The organism is Pseudomonas sp. 18173, from assembly GCF_050432945.1.
In the GTDB taxonomy this organism is placed as follows: domain Bacteria; phylum Pseudomonadota; class Gammaproteobacteria; order Pseudomonadales; family Pseudomonadaceae; genus Aquipseudomonas.
Map to the genome: position 1 here is coordinate 1 of NZ_JBKFTN010000054.1, position 5,718 is coordinate 5,718.

Consider the following 5,718-nt stretch of genomic DNA (forward strand, 5'->3'; position numbering starts at 1 on the left):
GAAGCAGCGGGGCCCGAATTACCCCCTGCCCCCTGCCCCCTCGGGAGGACCCGTTAAATTTGCGTCTGGGCAAACAAGTCGAGCATCACCTGCCAGAAACCGGCCTTTCTTGCTCGTTGTCAGGTCTTGGCAGTGGTCATTGCATCGGCAAATGCACCACTGAACTCAGCGCTGTAGTTGGCCTTGCAGATGTTGTTAGCGATCTTGAAGAACGGGAAGATCGTGCGGTACACCGGCGCGGTGCGGCTGAAGACAAAAACCGGCCGGACGGCATCGCCGAACGCTGTGTTTTTGCGCTCCCACACCCCGGCTGTTCCACCGACAATGCCGGAGAAATAGCTCTTGGCGTTGCCCTTGCGTTGACTGCGCTTGCTGTTTGAAGCATTGGCCTGATATCCACGCAACGTTTCGGCAGCGCCAAGGCCCGACAAGATCCGGGTCATCGTTCCTCGGGAAACGTTGCCATGCTTGTCGAGCACATTGGGATTAGGGATCGCGAACTGGCTGGACTTCATAAAGCCATGCGCGATCAAGGCCATTTCAAAGCGCTTATGCGGTCGTGGCCCGCCCCTGACAGTCTGCTGAAGGTAGGTATCAGCGGGAATGCCAGAGGTCCAAGTGTCCTTAAAATACACTTCGGCCGGCTTTCTTTTGGTGGCCATTTTGATGAACAAGCTGTTCATCGTGGTTCGGGTTGGCCGGTCCAAGCGCTGCACCATGACGGCCAGCTCCCCCTTCTTCACCCGCTGAGCCAAGCGTGTAGCGGTCAACGCCAGCACATGCGGAATGTGCTTTTTTTCCAGCTCCAGTAGCGCTTCAGAGACGGGCAGCATGTTGGGCGTGATCTTGATTTTGACCATTTAGTTTCCGCAATAGCAGAGAAGTAGCTGTCTGATGCTCCATTGACGGGCTAGGCTGCTTTACCACGCTATGAATTATGCGATCTGATACCAGCTTTCCTGGCCAAAAACTGGGTATACAAACCGCCGGTTACATCGGCACCGATAACCGCGATTACGATGCCTAGACCGGCAGCAAGATAGAAGTTGCTCCACAGCGCCATCGCGAGCAACAGCGTAGCCATGCCCAACAGGCCAGATGCAAGAAAACGCAGCGCTACGCGCTGAAGTATCTGCCGAAGACCAAGCTCAGTACCTGACGCTCTCAGCATCTCCCCGGACAAACCCGCCATGCTCAACAACACCAATAGCCAAAGGGGCACATCAGCAAGTGCCTGATGCTCAGTGTTCATCTATCGTCCTCGAATAGGATCGGTCTCCATGTCACTGTCATCCGCTCGGAGCAAAGAGCCAGGCATGGGACCGAAAACAAAAAAGCCCTGCTCGAAGGCAGGGCTTGTAAATGGGCACAAAATACCCGACTCAATGGTCGGGTCTTGAAAGGCGTCTCGCTGCGTTCACAGCAATACACGCTGCTATAAAAGCAGGTCTATTCCGTGCGGAAAAGGTGTTTCGGCAGTGCCTGTGAAATTGCACTCGACCTGACCATAAGCTTGCATTCGACCTAACCATCGGATGCATCATGGTTTAACCATGATGGACAGAAAACTACGCACGCCAGTCTTGCGCGACAGACTGCTATCAGCCAAATGATGTCAAAACCGAATAGTTGCCACTGTTACTGTTACCCGTCGGTAGCCGCAATCACTCCCATATTTCTATGGGCTAAGGTCGGTACAGAGCTGCCGAAAAACTGAAGCGTAACTCCGACTCGACGACAGGATGGCATCTTGATAGCATTGATCAAAATGTGTCCTGAATTTTCAGGGATCACCATAAATGTCAACGCGTAAGTGCGCTCCCAACTTTGACGGCTGTATTTTTTTGAGAGCAACCGATGGGGCAAATTTCCAATTTACGCTAAAAATTTAATCTAATCTTAGATCAACGGTAAAGGATATTACCAGTGTTTACAGAAGCCGCTGTCGCAGCCTTTATAACAAAAAACTTTGAAAAAATAATCTCATTTGCTAAAGGCTCATATGATACCTTAGATGAATCCGTAAACATTGCACTAAGAACTGCCTACACTGACTATTTGACCAACACCTCGCAAAAATATTCAAAATCAAAATCATTTTTTCTTCGTGACCAACCAACTAATCTTTATGATTACTACGTACCGATTGGCATACGGTGTGGTAGATCTCAGCTGCCCGAACCGAGCCTAACTAATTGCCTGGCTACATCCAATAGAATTATCATATCAGGAACCGGTGGCAGCGGTAAATCCGTGTTAATGAAACACTTATTCTTAGATTGCATTGACAGTGACGACTATGCTCCTGTTATGCTGGAGCTTCGAGATTTAAACGAAGATGATAAAGACCTCGACTCCTTTATCACTGATACTCTTTCATCTTTTGACTTTAAAACCACTGGACTATACATTCAAAAAGCCAAGAAGTCAGGCCACTTTTGTTTCTTCTTAGACGGGTTCGACGAAGTTGACCACTCCAAAAGAAAAAAACTCCTAAAAGAAATAAAGCACCTTTCAAACAAGTATCAAAGCTGCCCCATTTTCATTTCATCTCGACCAGACGAAAGTTTCGAAGGTCTAGATGACTTCACAAAATTTAATATTCAACCATTAGATTTGCCGTCAGCGTCTATTTTGGTTGAAAAACTTCCATTCGACACAGAAATAAAAGAAAAATTTATAAAAGAGTTACACAGCAAGCTGTTCAAAAGGCATCGCTCTTTCCTATCCAACCCCTTGCTACTCTCGATTATGCTCCTAACCTACGGAGAAAACGCCGAGATCCCTACTAAGCTAAGTATTTTTTACAATCAAGCTTATGAAGCCCTCTTCCGAAGACACGACTCTTATAAAGGAGGCTATACTCGCTCACGACTTACCACACTTGACAGTCAAGACTTTTCACGTACTTTTGCATTATTTTCTCTGCAGAGCTATGAGAAGCGCGAGTTTAAAATGTCTAGGAGCACCTGTATAAGCTACCTGGATAAATGCCGTAAAATAAATGGAAAGGATTTCACCTCAGAGAACTACCTACAAGATCTACTAAGCGCAGTCTGCCTGTTAGTTGATGATGGTTTGGAAGTCGCTTTCTCTCACAGATCATTTCAAGAGTATTTTGTTGCGCTATATATTTCAACTGAAGCACCAGAAATTCAATCAAAGCTAATTAAAAGATACAGCCCCAACATTAAATCCGACAAAGTAATCTCATTACTCCACGAAATCAACCCAGACCTTGTGGAACGATCACTTATACTCCCCGAACTCGAAAAATTATTTTCAGCTTTAAAAGTCAAAAACAAAATTGGCATTACACATTCAGCCAAGTATCTAAAAATGACTTTTAGCATATTAAACATCTCTCAAGGAAAGTGCTCTGCAACTGGTAAAAATGGAGTGATTTCGAATGATATTGCTGACTTGGTAGCCACTGGCCTTGGAGGCTACGTCTTCCCTGAAAATGAATATTTCAATCAGGTTGATGAAGAACGCGCCCAAAGATACTGCTCGCCAGGCAATGAATCAAAGTCTTTCCATTTTTCAAAGCTAACATATAAAAGCCCTATACTAAGAGATGTTATTGAGGGTGAAGGCCGTTTCTCACTTAAATATCTTCAATGTGTTTTTTTAGCCTATAAAAAAATGAAGATAAAACATTCAAATCGGCTGGAAACTCTCGACAACCTTTTAGGCATCTAACGTTCCTCACGCAACGCATGTGCTCTCCCCAATCAAGAGCACATGCACTTAATCAAGAGCCGCACCTCCATTTAGACCCTTCGTACAAGCTCGCTGAGTCACGAATAATTTCGTAGATGTATCTAAAGAGCCGCCTTGGATTGTTTTGTTCCATCCCCCTATGCGTCACGGTTAAATTCAATGCATATCGGTAGTCAGGTCGACGCCCACAGGCAAACACATCAATTCAAAATTCGTACCCAGCATCTATAAGCAACGTACCTGGACGGCCCCTATCAATTGCGGACAGCGCGTAGTAAATTTCGCCACCCCACCAACCAAGGATAAATCATGGCTCTGCCGAAACCGGATAAGAAGGAAATATCAGCCATCTGCCAGGCCCGAGGCATTACCTATCCTGAAAATATTTTCGAACCCGTTAGCGAAGCCGCACTGTCTGCTCTATCGGAAGGATTCATAGACCGGTCCAAAGCCTTGAATTTGCTCTCATGGCTGGAAAACAATACTGATTTAGCTGCACTATTCCCCAATCGTCAGTTGCTGGCCGCACTGAAAAAATCAACCTGCTCAGAAGAATGGCGTCCGGAAGCAGAGCATGATTTAGTGCATTTCATCAGCGCCGTATATTTCAACAAGTCGACGCTGAATGAAAATTTATATCAGTTGATCCAAAACCCTCCACAGCTGTTTGGCGATCTATACAGCGCCCTTTTTGACGAAACTACCGACTTCATTCCTTTGACGCTAAAGCTGGCTGCTTTTACTGGTCCATTCAAATTTGGTAGCCGGAAAGATTGCTTTGAACAAATACGGAGGTGTGGTGGAGCGCCGACCAATATACTTTCATCCACCGATTACCTTTTTGTGTCCGAAGATCACATTTGCAATCGCGTGTTATCCAGCAGCATGGTCGACGCGATTTGCGTACGCCTGTTTTTCGGAAAACTAAAGATTTACCGCGAATCTCTATTCAGCATTGAAGGCCTGTCAGGCGATTAAGCAGCTTGGCGCATTACATCGACAGCACAATCGATCCATGCCGCACCTGCTCTCGCCAATTCCCGCGCCTTCCCTTCACTTATGCCGTAGTGCTTGCCAACCCGAACCATGGGCCATTTAGCGCCGTAGTAAAGCCAAATAATGTCGCCCATTTGCCGATCGCGGTGTATGAGCCGCGCAACTGCGCAATCAATAGCGCCGGCCCATTCATCTGTAATGCAATAGCTTTTGCTCGCCGACACCTGCGGTATCGCCTGACGCATTAGCGCAAAAGTCGGAGAGATGTAAATGGGGACACCGGCTCCGTCCATCCGCCACCACCCCCACTGCTCCAGCAGGTATTCGGTATCGCCCAAAGGTCGGCCTGCCGGCTTGCGAATCATCATGATCTCAATCCCCTGTGTAATTTGTGCCGCCGGCACCGCGACGGTTGTTCATTCGGTAGTACTCGGACGGGGCAGATATCGACAACTCCTGCTGAAGTAGCTCAATGTCTCGCTGAGCCCGCTGTAATTTGAAGCTCAACTGGGTGACCAACTCCTCCGAAGAAAGCACCAACCTACTCTCTTGAATAACCCAACCTGAGCCATTGCAAGCAGTGCAAATCAGCTCATAAAACAGCCCACTCACTACCGCTTTGCACTTGCAAGTTGGACATGGTTCTAGCTCGATCCGCTGCCTTTTGAAGCCAATCCCCTGCCCTTTTTGCATGTTTGAATCCTCTTGTAAGATTAATTTCTGTTTTCGGCTTCAGGCCAACCAGCCCGAGGGGTCCAGGGCAACCGGCTTACTCGCGCGTCTTGCTCCTGTCTTGTCCTGCAATGCATCAAAACCCTGTGCGTCGAGCCAGCCGTGCCACCGCTCCAGGGCATTGCGCTTTACCACCTCGCCCATCGCCTGAAAGTAGGTGCGCTCCAATTCGGTCAGGGCGTGGTTGAGTAGCAGTTTTCCCACTAGTGAATCGACACCGAGGTTGGCCCAGATGGAAGGCGCCAGTTTGCGGAGGTCGTGACTGGT

5 protein-coding genes and 1 pseudogene are annotated in these 5,718 nt (G+C 47.7%); 2 read left to right on the top strand and 4 right to left on the bottom strand.

The annotated features are described in order from the left end of the window. Nucleotides 1–119: 119 nt before the first annotated feature. Together ACLD1X_RS28835 and ACLD1X_RS28840 are read right to left on the bottom strand one after the other, a co-directional pair. Nucleotides 120–860 (bottom strand): hypothetical protein, encoded by a 741-nt coding sequence (locus tag ACLD1X_RS28835; RefSeq protein ID WP_429373652.1) that lies wholly within the window; start codon nucleotides 858–860, stop codon nucleotides 120–122. A gap of 68 nt (nucleotides 861–928) precedes the next feature. After that, on the bottom strand, nucleotides 929–1,252 hold the full coding sequence (locus ACLD1X_RS28840) for a phage holin family protein (protein ID WP_429373654.1): 324 nt from the start codon (nucleotides 1,250–1,252) through the stop codon (nucleotides 929–931). Between the two features lie 674 nt (nucleotides 1,253–1,926). On the opposite strand from ACLD1X_RS28840, the gene ACLD1X_RS28845 reads away from it, so the two are divergent. After that, the gene (locus ACLD1X_RS28845; protein ID WP_429373656.1) at nucleotides 1,927–3,702 is read left to right on the top strand and encodes an NACHT domain-containing protein; all 1,776 of its coding nucleotides are present in this window, start codon (nucleotides 1,927–1,929) and stop codon (nucleotides 3,700–3,702) included. A 330-nt stretch (nucleotides 3,703–4,032) separates the two neighbouring features. Beyond that, complete coding sequence (locus ACLD1X_RS28850; protein ID WP_429373658.1) at nucleotides 4,033–4,701, top strand: hypothetical protein; 669 nt, start codon at nucleotides 4,033–4,035, stop codon at nucleotides 4,699–4,701. Here ACLD1X_RS28850 and ACLD1X_RS28855 read toward each other — a convergent pair. Next, nucleotides 4,698–5,087, bottom strand: coding sequence for an antiterminator Q family protein (locus ACLD1X_RS28855; RefSeq protein WP_429373660.1), 390 nt, complete (start codon nucleotides 5,085–5,087; stop codon nucleotides 4,698–4,700). The genes ACLD1X_RS28850 and ACLD1X_RS28855 overlap by 4 nt on opposite strands. 364 nt (nucleotides 5,088–5,451) lie before the next feature. Beyond that, nucleotides 5,452–5,718, bottom strand: a pseudogene (locus tag ACLD1X_RS28860) (tyrosine-type recombinase/integrase); the annotation flags it as partial.

Excerpts from the sequence above, each read along its gene's own strand:
- ACLD1X_RS28835 (WP_429373652.1), bottom strand. The coding sequence starts at position 860 with ATGGTCAAAATCAAGATCACGCCCAACATGCTGCCCGTCTCTGAAGCG.
- ACLD1X_RS28840 (WP_429373654.1), bottom strand. The coding sequence starts at position 1,252 with ATGAACACTGAGCATCAGGCACTTGCTGATGTGCCCCTTTGGCTATTG.
- ACLD1X_RS28850 (WP_429373658.1), top strand. The coding sequence starts at position 4,033 with ATGGCTCTGCCGAAACCGGATAAGAAGGAAATATCAGCCATCTGCCAG.
- ACLD1X_RS28855 (WP_429373660.1), bottom strand. The coding sequence starts at position 5,087 with ATGATGATTCGCAAGCCGGCAGGCCGACCTTTGGGCGATACCGAATAC.